Annotated in this window: 27 protein-coding genes; 19 read left to right on the top strand and 8 right to left on the bottom strand. The window is 33.0% G+C overall.

Annotated elements, in window-relative coordinates:
* Window positions 1–6: 6 nt before the first annotated feature.
* Window positions 7–1,113, top strand: a complete 1,107-nt coding sequence (locus WDZ98_RS06850; protein WP_368059912.1) for an LLM class flavin-dependent oxidoreductase — start codon at window positions 7–9, stop codon at window positions 1,111–1,113.
* Between the two features lie 58 nt (window positions 1,114–1,171).
* Window positions 1,172–1,402 carry a hypothetical protein gene (locus tag WDZ98_RS06845; protein ID WP_368059914.1) on the top strand — a complete coding sequence of 77 codons (231 nt, stop codon included), beginning with the start codon at window positions 1,172–1,174 and terminating at the stop codon, window positions 1,400–1,402.
* Here the strand turns inward: WDZ98_RS06845 and WDZ98_RS06840 are convergent, their stop codons facing one another.
* Window positions 1,403–1,822, bottom strand: a complete 420-nt coding sequence (locus WDZ98_RS06840; RefSeq protein WP_368059916.1) for a hypothetical protein — start codon at window positions 1,820–1,822, stop codon at window positions 1,403–1,405.
* Window positions 1,823–2,029: 207 nt separating this feature from the next.
* Window positions 2,030–2,254 (bottom strand): hypothetical protein, encoded by a 225-nt coding sequence (locus WDZ98_RS06835; RefSeq protein ID WP_368059918.1) that lies wholly within the window; start codon window positions 2,252–2,254, stop codon window positions 2,030–2,032.
* 76 nt (window positions 2,255–2,330) lie between these two features.
* Here WDZ98_RS06835 and WDZ98_RS06830 point away from each other — a divergent pair, with 76 nt between their 5' ends.
* Window positions 2,331–2,963 carry a pyridoxamine 5'-phosphate oxidase family protein gene (locus WDZ98_RS06830; RefSeq protein WP_368059920.1) on the top strand — a complete coding sequence of 211 codons (633 nt, stop codon included), beginning with the start codon at window positions 2,331–2,333 and terminating at the stop codon, window positions 2,961–2,963.
* Window positions 2,964–2,998: 35 nt separating this feature from the next.
* Here the strand turns inward: WDZ98_RS06830 and WDZ98_RS06825 are convergent, their stop codons facing one another.
* Window positions 2,999–3,127, bottom strand: coding sequence for a hypothetical protein (locus tag WDZ98_RS06825; RefSeq protein WP_368059922.1), 129 nt, complete (start codon window positions 3,125–3,127; stop codon window positions 2,999–3,001).
* Between the two features lie 133 nt (window positions 3,128–3,260).
* On the opposite strand from WDZ98_RS06825, the gene uvrB reads away from it, so the two are divergent.
* From uvrB to uvrC, 3 genes are read left to right on the top strand one after another with little or no spacing between them, the layout of a single operon-like run.
* A complete protein-coding gene (gene uvrB / locus WDZ98_RS06820; RefSeq protein ID WP_368059924.1) occupies window positions 3,261–5,213 on the top strand; it encodes an excinuclease ABC subunit UvrB in 1,953 nt (650 codons plus the stop codon).
* Window positions 5,200–8,019, top strand: coding sequence for an excinuclease ABC subunit UvrA (gene uvrA, locus WDZ98_RS06815; RefSeq protein WP_368059926.1), 2,820 nt, complete (start codon window positions 5,200–5,202; stop codon window positions 8,017–8,019). The genes uvrB and uvrA overlap by 14 nt, the downstream gene beginning before the upstream one ends.
* The gene (gene uvrC, locus WDZ98_RS06810) at window positions 8,016–9,602 is read left to right on the top strand and encodes an excinuclease ABC subunit UvrC (RefSeq protein WP_368059928.1); all 1,587 of its coding nucleotides are present in this window, start codon (window positions 8,016–8,018) and stop codon (window positions 9,600–9,602) included. The genes uvrA and uvrC overlap by 4 nt, the downstream gene beginning before the upstream one ends.
* A 20-nt stretch (window positions 9,603–9,622) precedes the next feature.
* Here uvrC and WDZ98_RS06805 read toward each other — a convergent pair whose 3' ends face one another.
* The gene (locus WDZ98_RS06805; RefSeq protein ID WP_368059930.1) at window positions 9,623–10,927 is read right to left on the bottom strand and encodes a plastocyanin/azurin family copper-binding protein; all 1,305 of its coding nucleotides are present in this window, start codon (window positions 10,925–10,927) and stop codon (window positions 9,623–9,625) included.
* 327 nt (window positions 10,928–11,254) lie between these two features.
* Window positions 11,255–11,635 carry a hypothetical protein gene (locus WDZ98_RS06800; protein ID WP_368059932.1) on the bottom strand — a complete coding sequence of 127 codons (381 nt, stop codon included), beginning with the start codon at window positions 11,633–11,635 and terminating at the stop codon, window positions 11,255–11,257.
* A gap of 76 nt (window positions 11,636–11,711) precedes the next feature.
* Here WDZ98_RS06800 and WDZ98_RS06795 point away from each other — a divergent pair, with 76 nt between their 5' ends.
* Window positions 11,712–11,918 carry a hypothetical protein gene (locus WDZ98_RS06795; RefSeq protein WP_368059934.1) on the top strand — a complete coding sequence of 69 codons (207 nt, stop codon included), beginning with the start codon at window positions 11,712–11,714 and terminating at the stop codon, window positions 11,916–11,918.
* A 3-nt stretch (window positions 11,919–11,921) separates the two neighbouring features.
* Here the strand turns inward: WDZ98_RS06795 and WDZ98_RS06790 are convergent, their stop codons facing one another.
* The 3 genes from WDZ98_RS06790 to WDZ98_RS06780 all read right to left on the bottom strand — a co-directional run bounded on the left by WDZ98_RS06790 (window position 11,922) and on the right by WDZ98_RS06780 (window position 14,030).
* Window positions 11,922–13,085: a citrate synthase gene (locus tag WDZ98_RS06790; RefSeq protein ID WP_368059936.1), complete on the bottom strand. Its 1,164-nt coding sequence runs from the start codon at window positions 13,083–13,085 to the stop codon at window positions 11,922–11,924.
* Window positions 13,086–13,279: 194 nt separating this feature from the next.
* Entirely contained in the window at window positions 13,280–13,663 is a 384-nt protein-coding gene (locus WDZ98_RS06785) for a DUF6659 family protein (protein WP_368059938.1), read from the bottom strand.
* A 10-nt stretch (window positions 13,664–13,673) separates the two neighbouring features.
* Entirely contained in the window at window positions 13,674–14,030 is a 357-nt protein-coding gene (locus WDZ98_RS06780; RefSeq protein WP_368059940.1) for a hypothetical protein, read from the bottom strand.
* Between the two features lie 185 nt (window positions 14,031–14,215).
* Between WDZ98_RS06780 and WDZ98_RS06775 the strand changes: the two genes are divergently transcribed.
* From WDZ98_RS06775 to thpD, 12 genes are all read left to right on the top strand, one after another.
* On the top strand, window positions 14,216–14,833 hold the full coding sequence (locus tag WDZ98_RS06775) for a hypothetical protein (RefSeq protein ID WP_368059942.1): 618 nt from the start codon (window positions 14,216–14,218) through the stop codon (window positions 14,831–14,833).
* Window positions 14,834–15,226: 393 nt separating this feature from the next.
* Entirely contained in the window at window positions 15,227–15,481 is a 255-nt protein-coding gene (locus tag WDZ98_RS06770) for a hypothetical protein (RefSeq protein ID WP_368059944.1), read from the top strand.
* Between the two features lie 216 nt (window positions 15,482–15,697).
* A complete protein-coding gene (locus tag WDZ98_RS06765; protein WP_368059946.1) occupies window positions 15,698–16,495 on the top strand; it encodes a helix-turn-helix transcriptional regulator in 798 nt (265 codons plus the stop codon).
* Window positions 16,496–16,555: 60 nt separating this feature from the next.
* Complete coding sequence (locus WDZ98_RS06760; protein WP_368059948.1) at window positions 16,556–16,741, top strand: hypothetical protein; 186 nt, start codon at window positions 16,556–16,558, stop codon at window positions 16,739–16,741.
* Window positions 16,742–16,748: 7 nt separating this feature from the next.
* On the top strand, window positions 16,749–17,000 hold the full coding sequence (locus WDZ98_RS06755) for a hypothetical protein (RefSeq protein WP_368059950.1): 252 nt from the start codon (window positions 16,749–16,751) through the stop codon (window positions 16,998–17,000).
* Window position 17,001: 1 nt separating this feature from the next.
* Window positions 17,002–17,514 (top strand): mechanosensitive ion channel domain-containing protein, encoded by a 513-nt coding sequence (locus WDZ98_RS06750; RefSeq protein ID WP_368059952.1) that lies wholly within the window; start codon window positions 17,002–17,004, stop codon window positions 17,512–17,514.
* Window positions 17,511–17,633: a hypothetical protein gene (locus WDZ98_RS06745; RefSeq protein WP_368059954.1), complete on the top strand. Its 123-nt coding sequence runs from the start codon at window positions 17,511–17,513 to the stop codon at window positions 17,631–17,633. The genes WDZ98_RS06750 and WDZ98_RS06745 overlap by 4 nt, the downstream gene beginning before the upstream one ends.
* A 238-nt stretch (window positions 17,634–17,871) precedes the next feature.
* Complete coding sequence (locus WDZ98_RS06740; protein ID WP_368059956.1) at window positions 17,872–18,249, top strand: hypothetical protein; 378 nt, start codon at window positions 17,872–17,874, stop codon at window positions 18,247–18,249.
* Window positions 18,250–18,251: 2 nt separating this feature from the next.
* A complete protein-coding gene (gene ectA, locus WDZ98_RS06735) occupies window positions 18,252–18,755 on the top strand; it encodes a diaminobutyrate acetyltransferase (RefSeq protein ID WP_368059958.1) in 504 nt (167 codons plus the stop codon).
* A complete protein-coding gene (gene ectB / locus WDZ98_RS06730) occupies window positions 18,752–20,044 on the top strand; it encodes a diaminobutyrate--2-oxoglutarate transaminase (RefSeq protein WP_368059960.1) in 1,293 nt (430 codons plus the stop codon). The genes ectA and ectB overlap by 4 nt, the downstream gene beginning before the upstream one ends.
* A complete protein-coding gene (locus WDZ98_RS06725; RefSeq protein WP_368059962.1) occupies window positions 20,045–20,431 on the top strand; it encodes an ectoine synthase in 387 nt (128 codons plus the stop codon).
* A 1-nt stretch (window position 20,432) separates the two neighbouring features.
* Window positions 20,433–21,347, top strand: coding sequence for an ectoine hydroxylase (thpD, locus tag WDZ98_RS06720; protein ID WP_368059964.1), 915 nt, complete (start codon window positions 20,433–20,435; stop codon window positions 21,345–21,347).
* The last annotated feature ends 14 nt before the right edge of the window (window positions 21,348–21,361 follow it).

Raw genomic sequence — 21,361 nt, 5'->3', positions numbered from 1 at the left:
ACGCTAATGTACGTGACTGACAATAAACTGAAATTTGGTATTCAAAATGGATTAAACGTTGCAAGAGCCGGTTATACTGAAGATCAAATTCTAACTGCATGTATGTTAGCCGATAAAACTGGCTATGATTCTATTTTCTATATGGACCACACCAATGTACCACAGTGGAAAAATGCAACTGTATTGGATCCATGGGTTATGTTATCTGCAATCGCCGCAGTTACAAATAATGTTGAATTGGGAACTTGTGTGACTGATGCAATTAGAAGACATCCATCAAATATCGCACTAGCTGCAATTACACTTGATCGAATTTCTAAAGGCAGAGCAATACTTGGTATCGGTGCAGGTGAAGCACAAAACCTAAAAGAATTTTGCATTCCATTTGAAAAACCAGTTTCAAAATGGGAAGAGCAAATTGAAGTTATTCATACATTGTACAAATCAACCCCTGATAACACTGTAGATTATGAAGGGAAATATTACAAACTTGAAGGTGCATGTTTACAGGCACCTCCAATTAGAAAACCCCGTCCTCCAACATACATGGCAGCAGGTGGTAAACGAACTCTTGAATTAACTGGAAAACTGGGTGACGGCTGGTTACCAATCGGTTACACTCCGGAACTTTTCGAAGATCACGCTGCTCAAATTAAAGATTCTATGAATAAAAATAACAGAACACAAGAAGAAAAAGACAATTTCCAATATGCTCTTGATATCGATGTATACTTTTCTGAGGATGCAGAAGAATCCTGGGCAAAAATGAAGGAAGCAGTAAAAGTTAGTTTGTTCAAGCCTGAAGTTTTGAGAGTTCATGGATTAAAAGAAATTGAAGGGTTTGACTTTGTAAAATACTTTACAGAATATTCAATGTCTGATCAAAGTTGGATTGTCAAGATGAGGGAAGCTGCAACAAAAATTCCTGATAAAATTGCTCGTTCATCTACTGCAGTTGGTACTCCTGAAGATATTATCCCAACATTTGAACGATTCATGGATGCGGGTGTAAATCACTTTGTAATTAGATTCTGGGGTAAGAACTACTTTGGTTCTATTGATAAATTTGCAAGCCATGTAATGCCTGCACTCAGAGAAAAAGCCAAACAATAGGACGTTCTAACCTATAACATACAGTAAATCATTTACTATACCTGCTATTAGATATTCTATGGATGAAGATCTTCCTGAATCTGTTAAAAAATGTCTTGACATCTTAGAAGAAAATGTCGAAATTTTGGCAAATCTTGAATTTGCTTTAGATGATGAACAAGAAGACGAACTAGTTCCTAACATGGAGCTTCATAATTTGTATGATATGGCAGATGATGTATCAAATACTGCAAAAATTAAACGCGCAGAATCAAATTTCACACGTAGACAAGCTGAAGATTCTTTTTAATTATGACTTGTGTGGTCTTTTGTTTTTTCCTTTTGTAAATGATTTTGCTCTACGTTTGTTTTTTTGTTTTTCCAATCTTTTTCTTGTACGTTCTGTTGCATTTGTTGATCCTTGAATAATTTTTGTTTTACTTCCATCTCTTAACATGATTTCTTTTCCTTTGAATCTAAATTCCACGTCTCTACATTTCACATAATATTTTTTGAGACAAAAAAATATTCTATTGTTTGTACCATGCATATCTTGAATTTCTTTTGATTTTTTTAATTCATTGAGAATGTTACGAAGTATGCCTTTATCGATATCTGTGATTCTATGTAGTTCTCTAAACCAGATGAATTTCGATTTTGATCCCCATTCTTCTAAAAGCACTAGTACTTGTTTTGTAGATTCTTCATACTCTTCGTCAATTTCACTCATGTCTGTGTTGATTTTGTCCTAGATTTAGCAATTTACTTTAATGAATTATTTGAATTTCAAAAGTCAATTTTTCTAAGGTTTGTCCCTTTTCATTATTTTTGTGATATATTACATGAACACCGAATTAAAATCCGAACACTCTGAATTAGCCTATAAAATTTTAGAAGTACAAGCATTAGCAAAAGAATTAGATGATGAAGAATAGCCCTATTTTCTTGATTTTGTTTTTAATTCCTTGATTCTGGATTTTGTAACTTTGATTGATTGTTTTTGATTTGCTTCCATCTTGTTTGCTATTGAATCAATTTGTTTGATTATTTTTGCTTGTAATTCTGTAGAATTTGTCTTCAATAGCTTCTTTTTTAATTTTTTTAACTGATTTGAATATCCTTCAAACTCATCCCGTAACTCATTCAGATACGGATCATTCATAATTTGTTTTCATTCTTCTTGTATTTTAGGAATATTCATGATCTGGATTTATAATATTATTTCGTTGAATCAGTTTGTGCAACTAACAGGAGTTCTTCAGATTAGATCATATGAAAAAATTAAAGAATTTCTAAATGAAGAGCATGTGGGACGCGTCTCTAGTATTGACCCAAATGGCTTTCCACAAATCATTCCTATGAACTTTGTATTTCTAAATGATGCAGTTTACATGCATTCTCATGTGAAGGGTGAAAAATTAGATAATATTTCCAGAAACAACAAAGTTGGTTTTGAGGCAGATCGTGAATTGGAATTCTTACCTTCTTATTTTGAAGACCCACACAATGCATCACTTGCTGATACATTGTACATCAGTGTGGTGATAAAGGGGATGGGGTTTTTTGTTTCAGATAGGGAAGAAAAAACACTTGCATTAAATGGATTGATGGAGAAATATCAGCCTGAAGGACAATACGACCCAATTCAATCTAACATGCGTGTATTAGATGCAGTTAGTGTGATTAAGATAATCCCACAAACAATTCATGGAAAATACAAGATTGGACAACACATGAGACCTGATGATAGAATAGATTTAGCTCAGAAAATTCTAGAAAGAAATTCTGCGTCTGCGATTCAAACTTTGAAAATCATGGGCTTTGAGGTAACTCCTATGGGATTAAAAATGACTGATGAGCCTGTTTGGTGATTTTAGTTGGTATTTGTTAATTTTTTTCCTTAACTTTACATCGAAACTTTATCACTTTTTGAATGTTCTTTGAGTTTTTTTAAAAATGCATCTGTTTTTAATTTTAAATTAATCATAATTTCTTGCTCTGTCTCTCGAAGCTCTTTTTTCAGATCCTTATCCATGATTAATACAATGTCCTTTTCATTTTTTAGTATTTATCATAATATTTTATTTCCCAAATTTGAAACGCTCTTGACTCTTTGTATTTATTTGACAAACGTTAGCTATAAGTTCAGTTTTTAGGAATTGTTTCTATTGGAACAAATACCTGAATTTGAACTAGCATCTGATTATGTCCCTACTGGGGATCAGCCTCAGGCTATAGATGCACTAGTTGAAGGTGTCAAAAAAGGAACAGTTCAAACTTTATTGGGGGTAACTGGAAGTGGAAAGACATTTTCTATTGCAAATGTAATCCAAAGAACTGGTAAGAACACCCTGGTGATTTCTCACAACAAAACTCTTGCAGCACAACTTTATTCAGAATTAAAACAATTCTTTCCAAAAAACAATGTCGGTTATTTTGTATCTTACTATGATTATTACCAGCCTGAGAGTTACTTGCCTCAAACAGATACTTACATAGAAAAAGACACACAAATTAATGAAAAAATTGAAAAATTAAGATTAGAGGCAACTGCAATGCTGCTTTCAGGTGAACCTACAATTATCGTATCTACTGTATCTTGCATCTATTCTCTGGGAAATCCTAAGGATTGGGAAGATTTGGCCATCACAGTTAGTACAGGTGATGAAATAAAACGAACAGAGATTATCCGACGTTTCATAGATGCACGCTATGAGCGAAATGACATTGCGGTCGCACCTGGAAATTTTCGTGTCAAAGGTGATACTATAGATATTACTCCTGCATACTCTGAAGATTTGATAAGAATCTCTATGTTTGGAGATGAAATAGAAAAAATTATCGTTCTTGATCCTGTTTCATTAAAAGAAAAAAAGAAATTAACACAAATGAAAATTTTTCCAGCAAAACACTATCTTATCGCAAAAGATGTTAGAGAAAATGCTGTCAAATCTATTAGAGAGGAATTACAATCACGTTTACCTGAATTAAATGAACTTGAAAAACAAAGACTAGAGATGAGAACAAATTATGATTTAGAAATGATAGAAGAATTAGGATATTGTTCTGGTATTGAGAACTATTCTAGGCATTTTGATGGTAGAAAGTCTGGGGAAAAGGCATTTTGTCTAATGGATTTTTTTGGTGATGATTATCTTTTGGTAATTGATGAATCTCATGTTACTTTACCACAACTTCATGGAATGTACAAAGGCGATCATTCACGAAAAAATGAACTGGTGACATATGGATTTAGATTGCCAAGTGCGTTTGATAACCGTCCATTAAAGTTTGAAGAATTTGAAGAATATCTCAAAAATACCATTTTTGTCTCTGCAACTCCTTCTGAATATGAAAAAAAAATATCTTCTCAAATTGCTGAGCAACTTGTAAGGCCTACTGGTCTTCTTGATCCTAAAGTCGAAATTAGACCAACAAAAAATCAGATGGATGATTTGATTAAAGAAATTGATAAAAGACGTGCAAATTCTGAGCGTGTTTTAGTCACTACTCTTACTAAACGAATGGCTGAAGATTTGGCAGAATATCTCTCAAAAAAACAAGTTCGAGTACGCTACATGCATTCAGAGATTGACGGGTTACAAAGAACTGAAATTATTAGACAACTACGTCTTGGAGAATTTGATGTTCTAGTTGGCATTAATCTTTTAAGAGAAGGGTTGGATATCCCTGAAGTATCACTAGTTGCAATTTTGGATGCAGACAAGGAGGGATTTTTAAGAAATTTTACCAGTTTAATTCAAACCTGTGGCAGAGCAGCACGAAATGTAAATGGAACTGTAATTATGTATGCTGACAATACCACACAATCTATGAAAAATGCCATGGATGAAACAATACGTCGTCGCGAGAAACAAACACAGTACAACAAAGAGCACAACATTATTCCCAGAACTATTATAAAATTAGTACCAGAGCAAGAAACTGTTTTAGATGACTCTAAGTTAAAATCATTACATGATCTTACAACTGATATCATTGAATTAGATGCACAAATGAAAAAATATTCTGAGGATTTAGATTTTGAACGTGCAATAGAATGCAGAGACAAAATAAAACGAATAGAAAAGGAGATTGAATTCAAAAATGGTAGAAAATAAATTAAAAATTCGTGGCGCAAGACATCACAATTTAAAAAATTTAGATATTGATATTCCAAAAAACAAACTAGTAGTTATTAGTGGTTTATCAGGATCTGGAAAGTCTACTTTGGCTTTTGATACAATTTATGCTGAAGGTCAGAGACGCTATGTTGAATCTCTTTCAGCTTATGCTCGTCAGTTTCTAGAAATGATGGATAAGCCTGATGTTGATTCCATTGAAGGTTTGTCTCCTGCAATATCGATTCAACAAAAAACCACAAGTAAAAATCCGCGTTCTACTGTTGGAACCACTACTGAAATTTATGATTACATGAGATTGTTATATGCTCGAATTGGGATTCCATATTGTACTAACTGCGGACGCAAAGTATCTACACAATCTATAGAGCGAATATGTGATTCCGTTCTCAAAGATTTTTTAGGAGAAAAAATTCTCGTTTTAGCTCCTATTATTCAGCGAAAAAAGGGAACATATGAGAAACTTTTTGAACAAATCAAAAAAGATGGCTATTCTAGAATTAGACTAAATGGAGAAATTCTGAGCCTAGATGAGGAGATCCCCCCCCTTGATAGGCAAAAATGGCACAATATTGAGATTGTAGTTGACAGAATCACAACTGAAAAATCAGAACGTTCTCGACTTTTTGAAGCAATTCAAACTGCAATCAAAGCATCAAAAGGCGATGTTATGATTGGCACTGAAAAATCCGAAAAAATTTTCTCTCAAAATAATGCCTGTCCTTATTGTGGACTAACTATAGGTGAACTGGAGCCAAGATCTTTTTCGTTTAATTCGCCATTTGGCATGTGTAAAACATGTAATGGATTAGGTGTCAAAATGGAGTTTGATGCCGATTTGGTGATTCCTGATAAAACAAAATCTATTTTGGATGGTGCAATAGTTCCTTGGAGTGGACGCTTTTCTGCATTTAGACGTCAAGCATTACGTGCTGTTGGAAAAAAGTTTGGTTTTGATTTGATGACGCCTTTTGACAAGATAAAACCTAAACATCTTCAAATTATTTTGTATGGCACAGATGATTTAATTGATTTTACATATCGTTCAAAATCAGGCGATTCATCATGGCAATCCACTAATACGTTTGAAGGTGTTTTAGGAAATCTACAACGTACATTTATGGAGACTGACTCTGAATCAAAACGAGAATGGTTAAAACAATTCATGAGGGATACTCCATGTACCATATGTAATGGCAAAAAATTAAAACCTGAATCACTTGCAGTGAAAATTAATGAAAAAGGAATAATGGATGTTTGTGATTTATCAATTGATCATTGTTATGATTTTTTCTCTACACTGAAATTAACTGAAAATGAACAATACATTGCAAGAGACGTTCTAAAAGAAATCAAAGAACGTCTTGAATTTTTAATGAACGTTGGGTTAAATTATCTTTCATTAAATCGCCTTAGTTCTACGTTGTCTGGAGGCGAATCTCAGAGAATCAGATTGGCAACTCAAATTGGTTCTAATCTTACAGGTGTTTTGTATGTTTTAGATGAGCCCACAATTGGTTTACATCAACGTGATAATGCAAGACTCATTAAAACGCTCAATAAACTACGAGATCTGGGAAATTCTGTCATTGTAGTGGAGCATGACGAAGAAGTTATACGAAATTCAGACTGGATAATAGATTTAGGTCCTGGTGCTGGGGTTCATGGTGGAAATGTAGTTTTTGAAGGGACAGTAAATCAAATTCTTAGAGGAAACAAGTCTGTAACTGGAAGTTATTTGAAGGATAACTCTTTAATTAATTTGAAAGATAAAATTCGTAATCGCTCTGGTTCATTAATTATAAAAAAAGCATCAGAAAACAATCTTAAAGATATTGATGTTGAAATTCCATTAGGATTGTTTGTATCTGTAACTGGCGTTTCTGGTTCTGGTAAATCTACGTTGATTAATGATATTTTGCTTAAATCCTTAGAAAATCATTTTTACAAATCAAACGTACGACCTGGAACTCATGGTAGTATTTCTGGCTTGGAAAACATTGATAAAGTTATTGCCATTGATCAATCTCCTATTGGTAGAACCCCACGTTCTAATCCTGCAACTTACATTGGTGCATTCACTCCTATTAGAGATCTTTATGCTAATACTGCTTTATCAAAAGAGCGCGGATATACACCTGGACAATTTTCATTTAACGTTGCCGATGGTAGATGCTTTGCATGTGATGGTGACGGTGTTAAACAAATTGAAATGCAATTTCTTTCTGATGTTTATGTAAGATGCGATGAATGTAAAGGAAAAAGATACAATTCTGAAACACTATCAGTGTTGTACAAGGGAAAAAACATTTCAGATATTTTAGACATGACTGTTTATGAAGCATTAAATTTCTTTGAGAATGTACCTGCAATACAACGAAAATTACAGACAGTTTATGATGTTGGATTGGAATACATCAAATTAGGTCAGTCTTCTACTACATTATCCGGTGGTGAAGCTCAGAGAGTAAAGCTGGCATCTGAACTATCTAAACGTGGTACTGGAAAGACTTTATACATTTTAGATGAGCCTACTACGGGCTTGCATTTTGCAGATGTTCAAAAACTACTAGATGTTCTTAATCGATTGGTGAATCTAGGAAACACTGTAGTCGTAATTGAACATAATATGGATGTCATTAAAAATTCTGATTGGTTAATTGATCTTGGACCTGAAGGTGGCGATGAAGGCGGCCAAATTGTATCTGTTGGCACCCCTCAGACTCTTGCAACATCTCCTGGAAGTTACACTGGAAAATATTTAAAGAAATTACTAAAACAATGACTTTTGATATTTCTAAAATTCAAGTTCCTACAAATCCTGGAATTTACTTGATGAAAGATCTCGATGGAAACATTATCTATATTGGTAAAGCCAAGAACTTGAAAAATCGTGTAAAATCATACTTTAATAAAAATCAAAACTTCAAAACTCAAAAACTAGTACAAAAAATTTCTGATATTGAATTTGTTTTAACTGATAATGAAAGTGAAGCTTTTCTTTTAGAATCAAACATGATAAAAAAATACCGTCCTAGATTCAACATTGAATTAAAAGATCAACAACGATATACGTATCTGAGAATTACTGATGAACAATATCCTCGTCTACTAGTTGCAAGAAGAACTCGCGATGGAAAATTTTTAGGTAAAGGTAAAACTTTTGGTCCTTTCACACAAGGCAGTTCTAAATTACTTACAATTGGCACTTTGAGAAAATCATTTCAAATTCGAATTTGTAAAACTCTGCCAAAAAAAGTCTGCTTGGAATACCATCTGGGGAATTGTGAAGGTCCATGTGAATTCAAAGATGCACAAGAAATGTACTCTAATCATATTGCATCTTTAGAAGATGTTCTCAAAGGTAAAAATCAGACCAAAATTTTTACAAAAAAACTAGAAGAAGAAATGCATCAAGCTGCAAAACTACAGCAATTTGAGCGTGCAAAAGATATTCGTGATACATTAGTTAGACTTGGTAGTCTACAAACCAAACAAAAAATGGAGTATGTTGAAAATTCTGATGAGGAGTATTTTGGTATAGGAATTCAGGAACACTCTGCAACTGTGATGAATTTTAGAATGATTAATGGTGTGATTAGAGATAGTGACAAATTCTTTTTTGATTTGGTAGGTGACAATTCATTTTCTAATTTTTTATTTCAGTATTATTCTACTCATAAAATACCAAAATTCATTCTAGTAAGCGAACTACCAGAAAATCAAAAATTATTGGAATCTTTACTTTCAGAACAATCAGGATTTAATGTTCAAATTCTAGTTCCAACAAAAGGAAAGAAAAAAGATATCATTGATCTTATTTTGAAAAATATTGATCTCATTCATTCAACAGGCGGCAATCCTGGATTAGTTGAACTAAAAGAAATTCTCAATCTCTCTATACTGCCTAATGTTATCGAATGTTTTGATATATCAAACCATGGTACCGATTTTGCTGTTGGATCAATGTCTAGATTTGTGAGTGGGATTCCTGACAAATCTGGATATAGAAAATTCAAAATCAAAACTGTATCTGGACGTGATGATTTTGCAATGATTGGTGAAATTATTAAAAGACGATACTATAGATTATTAGAAGAAAATTCCAAACTTCCTGATCTAATAGTAATTGATGGTGGTAAGGGTCAACTTAACGCTGCTATGAAATCCCTTACATCGCTTGGATTAATCTTGCCGTGTATTTCATTGGCAAAAGAAAACGAAGAAGTGTATATTCCAAAACATAAGAATCCTATAGTAATTCCTAAAAATAACCTCTCTTTGAAAATATTACAATATCTGCGAGATGAAACTCATAGATTTGGAGTTGCATACAATAGAACAATCAGGAAAAATCAAATAAAATAAGAAAAAAGGAAAGTTTTTGGTTAGTTCACTGTAACACTACCAGTCATCCATGGGTGCACCATGCAAAAGTAATCGAAACTGCCTTTGTCATTAAAAGTAAATGCATAAGATGCACCTCCCATGACTAGACTGCTATCAAATACGCCAGATGGTCCATCAGATGGACTACCACTAGTTACTGTATGTGCTGCTGTGTCTACATTTATCCAATTCACTGTATCTCCAGCATTGATTGTGATGTCTGCTGGTATGAAACATGTGTTGTTGCTTTCACATCCTGGAGTCGAAGTTCCTGCTGGCATGTCAACATTGTGTGTTGTTGGTCCTGCTGGTTTTTTCATCATGGTTTCATCATGTGTTTTTTCATGTGTTTCCTCCATGCTGATCTCTTCTTCAAGTTCCATAGTTTTTCCTGCAGTTGCAGTTGCACTTACAGAATAACTGACAGTAAATTGATTTGTGTTCTTTGTGTGAACTGCTAAAGCATTACCTGAGAATTCCCATGAACCCATCGTATTATTTGGATCAACAAATGTCAATTCAAAGATTGTTTCACCATCTGGTGTCCAAGTAGCTGCTGGTTTTTCATCAGCACTAATTGGTCCTCTTAGTGAGACTAGTTGAATATTTTCAGAAGCAGAGTATGAAAGAATTCCTGAATATACATCGCTTGATGGTGCTAAAAGCACTGCAATTTGATGTGATTCATGACCCAAACCTGGATCTTGTACTGACGTGGTTGTACCAGTCACTACAGTATCTGACATTTGTTTTTCAGTATAGTCTACTTTGTAATCCACTGTGAATGGTTCTGTATTCATTGTATGTACTGCTAAAGCATTTCCGGCAAATTCCCATTTGCCTTTAGAATTCTTTGGATCAACAAATGTTAATGCAAACTTTGTTTTTCCATCAGGAGTCCATGTTGCTTGTCCTGCATCTTCACCAACAGCTAAAGGTCCGTGTAATACAACAAGTTGAATATTTTCAGATGCATCATAATTGAGTGTACCTGAGTATACCTTGTCACTTGGAGCTAAAAGCACTGCAAGTTGGTGTGTCTCATGTCCAACACCAGGATCAGTTTCAGAGGTTGCTCTTTCCCAACCACTTTTCAGTGTTTTTGTTGGAGCTCCTTCTTTAACTTTATTTGCAATATCTGCAAATGGATCTGCTTGTGTTGTTGGCTTTACCATTTCAGTTGAAACAGTTGGAGTCGAGACAGATGGAGAATAATCAATAGAATTTCCTGCAACAGCAATTCCTACACCTATTAGTGCAATTGCCATTGAGAATACTATCGCTGCTTTGTCTATGCCTGCCATAATTGATCCATGACTTGTTGCATGCTAAATAAATCTAATCGTCATATTCACGTTCAATTACCGTTGGCTTCTGGACTCAATTACCATTTTTTGGATTTTCTTATGATTGTTCTTTTTGAAATGTATAATTTCCAATATTTTTGAAATATTTGCAAAAATCACAACAATCTCTTGAAAATCTCACATGATCGCTCTAATTGAACATTTAGTGTTGTCAATGATGTTGAACAAATATTTCTTTTATCAACCTATGATATAATAGAATTACAAACTGCAAATGAGATGTCACCAAGTAACTAATCGTTTTTGGTCTTAATCTCTTTTGCATTAAATATTTTCTTTGGCTAAATTTTCACATGTATCAATTAATTCAAATTGAATTTTCAATTTCCTTTGTTTTATTAATTGTCTGATAAACTGTATGCGGTCCTCTATGAGTCTATCATTTATTTCTAAATCAGTTGTGAGTTGATCAAACATGCTTTTTTCATCTAATTTAATTTTGATTGTATCTTCATTTTTAATTAAAAATACACCTATTCCCCAAAACAAACCTATGTGTAATGATATGTATTTTGATTGTAATGCTGTGATTTTATCTTTATACAAATCAACATGAGTTCTCATTTGACTAATTTTGGAATCTCCAGTTCGAATGACCCATGTGATTTTCTCTGTATTCCCATCTGAATACAAAACATGGTCCAATTGTCAACCAAAAAGGGGTCTTTTGTCTATATATTTTGAATCTTCCACTTATGATCAAAGATTGAAAGGTGTATTCATGCTTGAATCGCACACATTCTTCTCAAAAATGGTAGATGAGTTAGTAGAATTCTCTGAATATGATCCAGAATTAGCAGATGGAATAAAGTGGTTAGATGATCAGGCACAGAAAAAAGGAATCACTTTCTATGACATGGTTTTTGAAGTATTGTATAAACACGATGTCAATTCTAAAGCTAAAGAATGGCTTAGTACAAGAAATTAAAAATTATTTTCTCAAATCAAGTGTTTTGTATTCACAGCCTTCAGGACCGCAATATTTCCCAACATAGGTTGCTTTTGGTCTATATAATGCAGGCTTTGGTGCTGCTTCTGCAAACTTTTCTTCAATGATGTGAGCTGTCCATCCCACAACTCTTGAAATTGCAAAGATTGGTGTGTTGAGATCCATTGGAATTTTTAACATATAGTATAATGATGCACTGTACAAATCTACATTTGGATAGATTTCTCTATCTTTCTGTGATTTCATCTCTGCAATAGTTACCGTCTCCACTTTTTCTGTTATTGCAAACCATGGATCCTTGGTTTTTTCTGCAAGTTTTCTTGATAGTTCCTTTAGAACTTGTGCTCTTGGGTCATATGTTTTGTACACTGCATGGCCCATTCCCATGATTCTTTCTCCTTTTGTAATTCTTTCTTTGACCCATTCTTCAGCTTTTTCTATATTTTCGATATCTAGTAACATCTTCATTACTTCTGTATTGGCGCCTCCATGTAGTTCACCACTTAGTGCTCCGATTGCTGCACTGCATGCTGAATACATATGTGCTCTAGTAGACGCAACTTGTCTTGCTGTAAATGTTGACGCATTAAATGTATGATCTGCATGAAGTATTAAACAAACATCAAATATTCTCTCAACTTCTGAATCTGGTTTTTCACCTGACATCATGTATAGGAAATTTGCTGCATGACTCAATGATGCATCAGGATCAACAATGTCTAAACCATTTCTAATTCTATTCCAACTTGCAATGATTGTGGGAACTTTGGCAATGATGTTAATTGCCTTATCGTAACTTGCATCCTTGTTTGCAAATTCTTCATCATAATATCCTGCAAGTGCTGCTACAAATGCCTGTAGCATGTCCATGGGGTCTGCATCTTTTCTCCAATTTCCCATATTTTTTTGCATTTGTTTTGGGATGAATCGGGCATCAACTAGTTTAGCATTAAATTCATCTAATTGTGGTCTTGTTGGTAACTCATCATATAGAAGCAGAAATGCAGTCTCTTCAAACGTTGAATTTTTTGTAAGATCTAAAATGTCATATCCACGATAAATCAATCGGCCTCGTTCGCCATCAATATTGGAAATCCTAGTATCTGCAACCTCAATTCCACGTAAGCCGATATTTTTGGTCTCCATGATGAGCCTATGATAATTCTTTTATTATATTTTAACCCTAGTCGTGTCTATGAAGTTTAGTATTCAGTTTAAATCTGTCATTAATTTTTTGTGCGTAATTTGAGATTATTACCACGAATAATTTTTCAAATACTGTCTCATGATCCTTTGTATGAAAGTGAATTGAATTATCTTAACGGTGGTTGGTTCTTTCATTAATTGATAATTCTTCTAAACAAATCCAATGTTGTATTGGCAATTAAATGGGAATTTGCATGTTTTTTAGCTGAAACCATTATCAAATTTCCATAAATTGGAATGCTGATCATTTGAATTTTTTTTCTATACGCAACAACAAATTCTAACTGACCTAATTCATCATCCAAATCTTTGATCAAAGCTGATTCCAGTTTTAATTTCAAGTATAGTTCTCTTGATTTTTTATCTGGGAGTAAAAATTTTGTTCTGTTTTGTTTTTTCTCTATAATTAAATTCCCCATTTTGTTCAATATACAAATATATCGAATATTTTTATTTTGTAAAATCTTTTCACAAAACTCATCACATTTTTCAATTTTTTTCCTAGTTATCTTGGTCATGTAATAAGATCTAATTACTCTGTGATTTTTCTGGCCACATTTCCTCCCATGTGTCATAAAATGCATTCATGGAAATCTGATATGTGTCAAGTTTGATTATGGCATTGTTATATAATTTTTGTTGGATGTTGAATCCAAAATCTTGAAGGTTTTTTTCTGATGGATAATCTAAGATTTTTTCATATTCTTCCTTCATGTTTGGAAAATCTTTCATATGATCCATATTTGTTTTCTTGATCCAGGAATTTGCAAAAATCTTCATAGTGTTGGGATTTGTTTTTCCTGCTTTTTTTATTACTTCGGAATATATTCTGTTCATTTCTAAAATGGAGTTTTGTGTTACTTCAATTGCTGATTTTAATGTCATCATATTGTGGAAATACTTACATTTTAAATCATGCCAAGATGTGGATTGTTTTACTTGCATAGTTGATATTGTGTTTGAACTTACATAGATTCTTGTAAGCTTTCTCTATGAAAATAAGCTTGAAAAGATAATCTTGTCATTTTTGCATACATAATGTCAAATGTAATCCGGAATAAAACATTGTAATGAAAAATCAAAACGACAAATTTGGAATTGTAATGTCTGTTGCTGTAACTGCAATTGCTCTTGTGCTCGTTAGTGGTATAAGTGCTATAAATGACGGCTCAATTTCTGCTCAAGGAGAGCAGGTCATTGATCGAACAGCTTCAGAATTGGAAAATATTCCAGACACCGTGCAAGATCTTACATCTGATGTATTAGATACTGCTGATACTATAATTGAAGAATCTGACTCTCTGTATGGTGCATTAGATAAAACCACAGATGTAATTGAGGATGATTTACCAACTGTTCCAAAAGTAGTAAAACAGGGTAACGGCAAGTTACTTGAACTTGTTAGTATTCCTCCAGAAACTAGTTTTCCTGGATGTGAAGAATCCAACACATGTTTTCTTCCAGCAGTTACTATTTTGTCAACTGGCGGTGAAGTAATATGGATAAATCATGACAATATTGCTCATACTGTTACTTCTGGAAGTCCACAAAACGGTTCTAATGGATTGTTTGACAGTGGGTTGATGATGCCTAATGATACATATTCTCTTATGTTTGATCTTGCGTTTGAATATGATTACTTTTGTCTTGTTCATCCTTGGATGCAAGGCAGTATAGTAGTCACATAACCTCTTTTTTTCTTTTCAATCTAAATTTTCTAATGACGACTTAACATTTGTGTTTTTTATTAATAGTTAATTGGATGCTATTATGTTGCAGGTTGCTTGTGAATAGATTTCATGCACGAACAACCGATAAGGTAACAACACCCATGATTTGGTGCTTTGACAATAATTTGAATAAATTAATCGTACATTTCTAAATGTTTTAAAAATTTAAGGAAAATTCTTTCTACCTATACGCCATTTCTCCAATCTTTTTATTTCATACTCTTCTAGATCTCGATTTTCTGTCATGTCTATACTACTATGGTGTGGCCTATAACAAATAATCAACAAACTACTTGAAATTAAATGAAATAGCTTACGAAGTCATAAAAGTGATTTTTATCAAAATATTTTATGGGGACTTCCTATTTGCTTCTTTCGTATACACCTCGTACAAATGTTGAGATTGCAGACACCATTCGAAAATTCCTAGGAGTAAAGGAAGTCATCCCTGTAACAGGTGCATATGATTGCGTTGTAAAAACTGAAAAATTGTCTCCTGATGATGTAAATAAACTTGTTTTGACTAGTATACGTCCTCTATCTAATGTACGATGTGTTCTTACTTTGCATGATGCATCAAAATCACTCTTATCAAAAAATGTTTGACAATAAGATGAGTGTTTATGTTTTTGATGATACCATAATTATTAAAAACCAAAAAAATCTGCAAAAACAATTTCCACGATGTGGAATTACAAAAATAGAATCATTTGTTTTAGATATGGTAAAAAATGGGCATTTGAATGAACTTTTGTATTGAAACATCTTCAAATTTTTAATATCGATCACAACTGCTTTTAATGGGTTTAAATAATTCAAACTATGATAAATTTTGAAGACACATCGGCAGAATTTTTGGAACTTGCAAGTGAAGTTAGACTTAAAATATTATTTGATCTAATTCAAAAACCATCAAGATTAACTACTCTTTCCAAAAAATTCAATGTAACGCCACAAGAAATTCATAGAAATTTTGAACGTATGTCAAATTCTGGGTTAATTATTAAACAGGTAAACAACTATTACGCACTAACCACTTTTGGTAAAGCCATCTGCACCCAAATTCATTCATTTTCTTATCTTTCTCAACACAAAAAATATTTTAAATCCCATGATTTTGGAAACATTCCTCCTAAATTTTTACGACGTATTGGTGATTTGAGTAATTCTGAGGAAATAATCGGTGTGTCAAAGGTGTTAGAGACTTGGAAGAAAATCTATCAAACTGCTGATGATCACATCTTCAATATTTTGTATGAAACTCCTCTAGATCTTATCGAATTGATGATTAAACGTGTAAAACGTGGAACAAAATATCGTCATATTATCTCTGAAGATGCTTCAATACCAAAGGGCAGAAAACAACTCCTAGAAAAATCTGGATTCTATAATTTATTGGAATCTGATAAAATTGAAAGAAGAATGATAAAATCAGTTCAAGTTTCAGTCATTTTAAATGAAAAATATGCTGGATTAATGTTTCCTGATTTGACAGGAAAGCCAGACCTCCGTTCTATGTTTTTTAGTCAAGATGACGCATTTCGGGAGTGGTGTTTGGATTACTTTAAGCACTGTTGGAATATTTCAGACTCTTTCAAGGAATTTAAATTAAAAGAATGAGATGAAAATCAAGTTCAAAGCTTACAAGATCCTATATCCTTAAAACGTTAAAATCAAAACATGGAAAATTTTTTTGATCCTAAAAAGTCATATGTTTCATGTGAAGAAACTATCAAAAACTATTTGTGTTCTATTTCTGATTCCCAACTCAAAACACTATTTGAAAATTTAGAATATACTCCTTTTCCAAAACTATTGATAAAAGAATACAAAAAACGATTTAAAACCGTAAATGCTGATAGATGAAATCACGATGAAAACAAATAATCTAACGCATAGAAATTTTCCAATGAAGAAACTATTTGATATATGCAAACTAGATGAACAGTGGAAACGTGTTGATAATTCTATTCCTCGTCGCTATGTTTTACTAAAAGACGATGCATCAATTGATCTTAGAATGATTAAATCTAATTTCACCGAATCATATAATTTTAAAAAAAACTCCTTTATAATAATTAAAGATAGTATTGCTGAATTTTATGAAGGGGATTTATTTAGATAAATTGCCTGAATTATTATTTGCGATATTGTCGTTAGTAATTACTGTTGTATTTTATTTTATTACAAGATATGTAGTAAATGTAAAATTACAAGATCTTCAGGGATCTGACAAACTATTGGGAATGATTCTGATCTTTATTACCTTAGGCGAAATGGTGTATCTGGGAACTACTTTTGGTTTGTTTACCTTGGCTTTAGAAATGATCACTTCAATTGGTGCAGCCGCGGTAGTTGTTGGAATAGCAACACAAAATCAACTAAAAAATACAATTTCTGGCATAAGTATTTTTTTAAGTTCACAAATTAATGTAGGCGATACGATAGAATTTGATTATATAAAATGCAACATCACAGGCTTACATTTGACAAAAATAACTGCAATTACTGAAGATGGAATACGAGTAATAATACCTAATCACAAATTTAGTGAAGAAATGATCCAAATTCATCCTAGAAATCCAAATCTGATAAAAGAAAATAATGGCGGAAGTAAAGTTATTCCCAGAACAAAATGATGCCAAAAAGTATAGTTGTGGTATATGTTGCTGAAAATATTAAGAAAAAGACATTTGATTATGGGCTTGCATTTGTAAAAAAATTTAATGGTGAAATTACTGTTCTGCACTCTGTATAGACAATCTCCAAAATTTGTTTTTTTGAAACAAGATGTGATGAGAAGCAAAGAGAACGATGAAAAAATCTTCTGAAATCTCTTGAAGATTTTGTTAAAATGGGAAAAAGAAACTTGTTGTCAAAACATTTGTAATAAATATACAAAAATAGAAAATCTAACTAATTGTTTTAGAATTTGAGCTTAATTTCAACACATTAGCTTACAAAAGATTAAGTCACTTCTTTTTGAAAGTTATTTCATGGTTACAACTGAAAAGATGGTAAAAAATTTAACTGAAAATTTTGAAAAAGATGGAATACAAGTTCTTCAAGCAAATTGTATTGGATTTGACAATCCTAATAATATTCAAGGTTTTGAACCTGACGTTATTGGTTGGAATCCTGAAAAACTTCTTTATCATATTGGGATTGTAGTAGACTCCCAAACAATTTCTTCAGATTTAACTAAACAAAAAGTCTCAACATTATCAAAACTAATGATGGGTAAAGGTCCCTCTGAAGGAGAACGTTTACCTTTTTTCATCGGGGTCCCACAAGAAGCAAGCAACATAGCAGACAAAAGACTAGAAGAAATTGATGTTTTGTCTCAAGGAAATGCAATAAAAATAATAGTGTAAGCATGACTTCTATTACATACCGAGAACCAGTAATTGATGACGCCCAAAAAATTTGGGAACTTGTAAAAAATAACAAACCCCTTGATGAGAATTCAAAATATCTTTACGTCTTACTGTGTCATCAATTTTCAAAGACTTGCTGTGTCGCTGAACATAATTCGGAAATTATAGGATTTCTTTCAGGATTCATTTCTCCAAAAGATCCTAACACTTTGTTTGTTTGGCAGGTGGCAGTAGATAATAGATTTAGGAATGAAGGAGTTGCAAAAAAAATGGTTTTCCAAACGCTTTCAGATATGGACTCTTTGGTTAAATTCGTAGAAGCCACAGTTACTCCGTCAAACCATCCATCTTTAAAATTCCTACAGAATTTTGCAGATCAGGCAAGGGCAAAACTAGTGACACGCCCATTGTTTTCAATTGATGTTTTGGAAGATGGACATGAGCCTGAAAATCTCATAAGGATTGGTCCCATTCAAAAAAAGATTTTGGAGGTAATATCTTGAAACAGATCAATTCTCTAGAGTCTGAAGTCAGATCCTATTGTAGAGCATATCCTGTAATGTTTGAAAAAGCAAAGGGCTCTTATCTAATTGACAATAATGGAAAAATGTATTTAGATTTTCTTTGCGGAGCTGGCTCATTAAATTATGGCCATAACAACCCCATTTTGAAAAATGAAATAATTGAATATCTTAACCAAGATGGAATTACACACAGTTTGGATCTTGCAACAGAATCCAAAGAAGATTTTCTAAATGTTTTTTCAAAAAATATTCTTTCTCCCAGAAACTTAAATTACAAAGTTCAGTTTACTGGTCCTACAGGAACTAATGCTGTTGAAGCTGCACTTAAAATTGCTAGAAAAGTTACTGGAAGAACAAAAATAATTTCTTTTACAAATGGTTTTCATGGAGTAACATTAGGTGCTATTGCAGCTACAGGAAACAGTCATCATAGAGGAGGTGCAGGAGTTTCACTTAACGAAGTGATATTTATGCCATATGATGGATACATGGGAAATAAAGTCAACACGATTGATTATTTCAGACGATTACTAGAAGACAACAGTAGTGGTATTGATCTTCCTGCAGCTGTGATATTGGAGACAGTTCAAGGAGAAGGAGGAATCAACATCGCAAGCTCAAAATGGCTTCAATCTTTACAAGAGGTGTGTCAAGAATTTGGAATTTTGATAATTGTTGATGATATTCAAGTTGGATGTGGAAGGACAGGAAGCTTTTTCAGTTTTGAAGGAATGGGAATTGAACCAGATCTTGTAACACTGTCCAAATCATTAAGTGGTTTTGGGTTACCATTTTCACTATTGTTGTTAAAACCAGAATTAGACAAATGGAAGCCTGGTGAACATAATGGAACGTTTAGAGGAAACAACATGGCATTTGTTACTGCAAAAGCTGCAATTGAGCAATATTGGACCACATATGAATTAGAGAAACAGATCATCTTGAAATCAGATATTCTCAAAAACAGATTAGAGAAAATATCTTCAAAGTTTTCATCTTCAGACATTCAAGTACGTGGAAAGGGAATGATCTGTGGAATTGATTGCATATTAGCTAGTTTGGCTAGCGAAATTAGGCAAAAATGTTTTGAAAATGGATTGATATTGGAGACCTGTGGGTCAGATGATCAGGTAGTAAAACTTCTTCCACCCCTAAATATTTCTGAGATTGAATTAACCAAAGGATTGGATATTTTGGAAAAAAGCATCGTTGAAGTTTTACAAGAATCAGATTTTGACAAAAAATTAACTGTAGAGGCCCGTGCATAAATGATTATACGAAATATCAATTCTTTGCATGGCACCGAAAGACAAGTTGATTCTAACAATTGGTCAAGTACAAGATTGTTGCTAAAAGATGACAATATGGGGTTTTCATTCCACCAAACAATCGTACATCCTGGAACCGAAACTAAAATTTGGTACAAAAACCATCTCGAAGCAGTATATTGTATAGAAGGTACAGGAGAGATTGAAGAAGAAGATGGTGCTAAACACAATATTTTTCCTGGAACAATTTATGCCTTAGACAAACATGATAAACACAAACTAAGAGCATTTTCAAAAATGAAAATGATTTGTATTTTCAATCCTCCACTTTTAGGTCCTGAAACTCATGACAGTCAAGGGGTTTATCCATTACTAATGGAGAAATAAAATGTCTCAAATTGATTCAGAATATGATTTTTATCCAACACGGATTAATTCCAAATCAAAAATTATTCCTAGAACTGATCCTGTAGTTTACTCTGGTTCCTTTTCATCATTAACTGAAAAACAAGAGAACTTTTTTAAGAAAAATGGGTATCTTATATTTGATAATCTCTTTTCATCAAAGGAAGTATCAATATTACTTGATGAGATCAAATCTTTATCTAAAGATAATTCAAAAAAAGAATTTCCACAGTTTATTCTAGAAGAAACAAAAAAAGATGTACGTTCCATATTTGAAATTCATAGATTAAGTAAACTTTTTGGCAGGCTTTGTAGAGACAAGAGAATTGTAGATGTAGCTCAACACCTCTTGGGAAGTAAAGTCTACATCCATCAATCAAGAGTAAATCTCAAACCAGGATTTGATGGAAAAGAGTTTTACTGGCACTCTGATTTTGAGACTTGGCATTCTGAAGATGGTATGCCAAACATGCGTGCTGTATCGTGCTCTATTAGCCTGACAAAAAATTATGAATTTAATGGACCTTTGATGGTCATTCCGGGATCACATGATGAGTTTGTTTCATGCTCAGGTACCACTCCTGACCAACATTACAAACAATCTCTCAAAAGACAGGAGGTGGGCACGCCAGATAAGAAAATTCTTGAAAAAATGGTAGAAAAAGGAGGGATTGTTTCAGCCAAAGGTGATGCAGGTTCTGTCATATTTTTTGATTGCAATATCATGCATGGTTCCAATGGAAATATTTCCCCATATCCTAGAAGTAATGTATTTTTTGTATTCAACAGTGTTCAAAATCAACTAACGGCTCCATTTTGTGGATTAGATCCGCGCCCTGATTACATAGGTTCAAGAGAATTCTCATCCTTAGAAAATGTAGAAAATTTCTTGCAATAAAAAATATTTATGAT

Origin of the sequence: Candidatus Nitrosopumilus sp. (assembly GCF_040878665.1) — an archaeon.
Taxonomy (GTDB): domain Archaea; phylum Thermoproteota; class Nitrososphaeria; order Nitrososphaerales; family Nitrosopumilaceae; genus Nitrosopumilus.
Note: the sequence above shows the minus strand (reverse complement) of the source record. Positions and strands in the feature narration are given on the sequence as shown.

Bases quoted from the DNA above. Each gene is read 5' to 3' on its own strand.
- WDZ98_RS06785 (WP_368059938.1), bottom strand. From the start codon at position 13,663: ATGACCAAGATAACTAGGAAAAAAATTGAAAAATGTGATGAGTTTTGT.
- WDZ98_RS06795 (WP_368059934.1), top strand. From the start codon at position 11,712: ATGCTTGAATCGCACACATTCTTCTCAAAAATGGTAGATGAGTTAGTA.
- WDZ98_RS06755 (WP_368059950.1), top strand. From the start codon at position 16,749: ATGAAAACAAATAATCTAACGCATAGAAATTTTCCAATGAAGAAACTA.
- WDZ98_RS06780 (WP_368059940.1), bottom strand. From the start codon at position 14,030: ATGACATTAAAATCAGCAATTGAAGTAACACAAAACTCCATTTTAGAA.
- WDZ98_RS06765 (WP_368059946.1), top strand. From the start codon at position 15,698: ATGATAAATTTTGAAGACACATCGGCAGAATTTTTGGAACTTGCAAGT.
- WDZ98_RS06760 (WP_368059948.1), top strand. From the start codon at position 16,556: ATGGAAAATTTTTTTGATCCTAAAAAGTCATATGTTTCATGTGAAGAA.
- WDZ98_RS06850 (WP_368059912.1), top strand. From the start codon at position 7: ATGTACGTGACTGACAATAAACTGAAATTTGGTATTCAAAATGGATTA.
- WDZ98_RS06775 (WP_368059942.1), top strand. From the start codon at position 14,216: ATGAAAAATCAAAACGACAAATTTGGAATTGTAATGTCTGTTGCTGTA.
- WDZ98_RS06840 (WP_368059916.1), bottom strand. From the start codon at position 1,822: ATGAGTGAAATTGACGAAGAGTATGAAGAATCTACAAAACAAGTACTA.
- WDZ98_RS06770 (WP_368059944.1), top strand. From the start codon at position 15,227: ATGGGGACTTCCTATTTGCTTCTTTCGTATACACCTCGTACAAATGTT.
- WDZ98_RS06805 (WP_368059930.1), bottom strand. From the start codon at position 10,927: ATGGCAGGCATAGACAAAGCAGCGATAGTATTCTCAATGGCAATTGCA.
- WDZ98_RS06725 (WP_368059962.1), top strand. From the start codon at position 20,045: ATGATTATACGAAATATCAATTCTTTGCATGGCACCGAAAGACAAGTT.
- WDZ98_RS06745 (WP_368059954.1), top strand. From the start codon at position 17,511: ATGATGCCAAAAAGTATAGTTGTGGTATATGTTGCTGAAAATATTAAG.
- WDZ98_RS06825 (WP_368059922.1), bottom strand. From the start codon at position 3,127: ATGGATAAGGATCTGAAAAAAGAGCTTCGAGAGACAGAGCAAGAAATT.
- ectA (WP_368059958.1), top strand. From the start codon at position 18,252: ATGACTTCTATTACATACCGAGAACCAGTAATTGATGACGCCCAAAAA.
- WDZ98_RS06790 (WP_368059936.1), bottom strand. From the start codon at position 13,085: ATGGAGACCAAAAATATCGGCTTACGTGGAATTGAGGTTGCAGATACT.
- WDZ98_RS06835 (WP_368059918.1), bottom strand. From the start codon at position 2,254: ATGAATGATCCGTATCTGAATGAGTTACGGGATGAGTTTGAAGGATAT.
- WDZ98_RS06740 (WP_368059956.1), top strand. From the start codon at position 17,872: ATGGTTACAACTGAAAAGATGGTAAAAAATTTAACTGAAAATTTTGAA.
- uvrC (WP_368059928.1), top strand. From the start codon at position 8,016: ATGACTTTTGATATTTCTAAAATTCAAGTTCCTACAAATCCTGGAATT.
- WDZ98_RS06845 (WP_368059914.1), top strand. From the start codon at position 1,172: ATGGATGAAGATCTTCCTGAATCTGTTAAAAAATGTCTTGACATCTTA.
- thpD (WP_368059964.1), top strand. From the start codon at position 20,433: ATGTCTCAAATTGATTCAGAATATGATTTTTATCCAACACGGATTAAT.
- uvrA (WP_368059926.1), top strand. From the start codon at position 5,200: ATGGTAGAAAATAAATTAAAAATTCGTGGCGCAAGACATCACAATTTA.